The organism is Rhodococcus sp. P3_B8 (assembly GCF_056402775.1).
In genome coordinates, this window is record NZ_JBFUGT010000616.1 from 1 (window position 1) to 1,446 (window position 1,446).

The window sequence follows — 1,446 nt, forward strand, 5'->3', positions numbered from 1 at the left end:
GCCTTAGCTCAGTCGGTAGAGCATTTCACTCGTAATGAAAAGGTCGAGAGTTCGATTCTCTCAGGCAGCTCAGCGGTCCTCTGGCCCTTCCCGATCAGTCGGGAAGGGCCAGAGTCGTCTCCGGGACAGGACACGTCCGCCGTGACGGATGTGGATGTCCGGAAGAATCGTGAAGACTGGTCACGTGGACACCCACAGCGAAAATCCGACGACGCCGGCGGCCGGTCTGCGCGCACTCGGTGCACCCGCCGCTGTGGTTGCCGGCGCCGTTGTCGCCGCCGCGATCCTCCACTTCCGCGATCCGCATCAGCCGGGTTCGTACGGTTTCTGTCCGGTCTATGCCCTGACCGGGTGGTGGTGCCCGGCCTGTGGGGGGTTGAGGGCGGTGCACGACCTCACCAACCTCGACATCGGCGCCGCTGTGGCCGGCAATGTTCTGATCGTCCCGTTCATGGCGGTGATGGTCTTCGCCTGGATCGGATGGGTACGTCGCCGATGGCGAGGACAACGCGATCGCACCATCGTGTTCGGTCCGCGAGTGATGGTCGGTGTGCTCATTTTTGTTGCGGCGTTTACCGTCACCAGGAACACATCTTGGGGAAGCTGGCTCGCGCCGGCCTGACACCTGGTCGCCGCGGGCACGAAACAGAGAGTCGGTTCACAGATGGCAATGCAGGTCTTTTCGTTGATCGCGATCCTGGGCGCGCTGATCGTCCTCATTCCGACCGCGCTGCGAGTCTTCGGCAAGAGCGACAACGTGAAGGCGCCGGACGAGACCGAGGAGTGAGTTCGGTGCACTCTCGACAACCCACCGTCGCGCGGTCATGATTTCGATATGAGCGATTCGCTGAAGGACCGGGTGCGCGAGAAGCTGCTGCGCCAGCTGGCCGAGGACGGGGGCCACCCGGTCCAGGAGGCGGAGGGGGACGATCCACGATTGGTTTCCATCGATTCCGACCTCGCGGCTTTGGAGCAGGCGTCGGACGGTGATGTGGTGATCGAGGAGCTGGCCGCCAAGTACTGGGTGCCCTGAACCAGCGTTTCGCGGCGTTGACCTGGCGATTTGGTGTTCTTGTTTCCCTTCGCGTAACTTATTCCAGGTCAGAGCGACACGGACACCGACCCCGGCCGGAAGGCGGGGGACACGAGGTTGGACGAAGGCGCCTGGTACATCGGARGTTCAYCGTCGTGTACGGTGGTGCTTCCATCCCGGTTAGATTCTGATCAGCGTCTCGGCTTGCGCCGGTRAGGCTGGTAGGATAAGMTGGAAMRGTTGCCCCGGAGCGGCTGGCGAGTGTGCCAGWRGTGATGGTGTGTGCGTGTTCTTTGAGAACTCAACAGTGTGTCGATGAATGTCAGTGCCAAATGTTTTTGGTACTCCGCATCACGGATGATCAACTGGCCCTTCGGGTTTGGTTGTGAGTTGTGGTGTGGGTATTTGCTGGC

General features: G+C 61.5%; 3 protein-coding genes and 1 tRNA gene. All 4 read left to right on the forward strand.

The window, feature by feature from the left end; all coding sequences use genetic code 11:
• The 4 genes from AC1D1G_RS45135 to AC1D1G_RS45150 all read left to right on the forward strand — a co-directional run bounded on the left by AC1D1G_RS45135 (window position 1) and on the right by AC1D1G_RS45150 (window position 1,033).
• A tRNA-Thr gene (locus tag AC1D1G_RS45135) sits at window positions 1-67 on the forward strand.
• A gap of 117 nt (window positions 68-184) precedes the next feature.
• The gene (locus AC1D1G_RS45140; RefSeq protein WP_280782882.1) at window positions 185-622 is read left to right on the forward strand and encodes a DUF2752 domain-containing protein; all 438 of its coding nucleotides are present in this window, start codon (window positions 185-187) and stop codon (window positions 620-622) included.
• A gap of 42 nt (window positions 623-664) precedes the next feature.
• Window positions 665-787, forward strand: coding sequence for a hypothetical protein (locus tag AC1D1G_RS45145; protein WP_005248443.1), 123 nt, complete (start codon window positions 665-667; stop codon window positions 785-787).
• Window positions 788-835: 48 nt separating this feature from the next.
• Window positions 836-1,033: a hypothetical protein gene (locus tag AC1D1G_RS45150; protein WP_005248440.1), complete on the forward strand. Its 198-nt coding sequence runs from the start codon at window positions 836-838 to the stop codon at window positions 1,031-1,033.
• Window positions 1,034-1,446: the final 413 nt, after the last annotated feature.

Bases quoted from the DNA above. Each gene is read 5' to 3' on its own strand.
- AC1D1G_RS45145 (WP_005248443.1), top strand. From the start codon at position 665: ATGGCAATGCAGGTCTTTTCGTTGATCGCGATCCTGGGCGCGCTGATC.
- AC1D1G_RS45150 (WP_005248440.1), top strand. From the start codon at position 836: ATGAGCGATTCGCTGAAGGACCGGGTGCGCGAGAAGCTGCTGCGCCAG.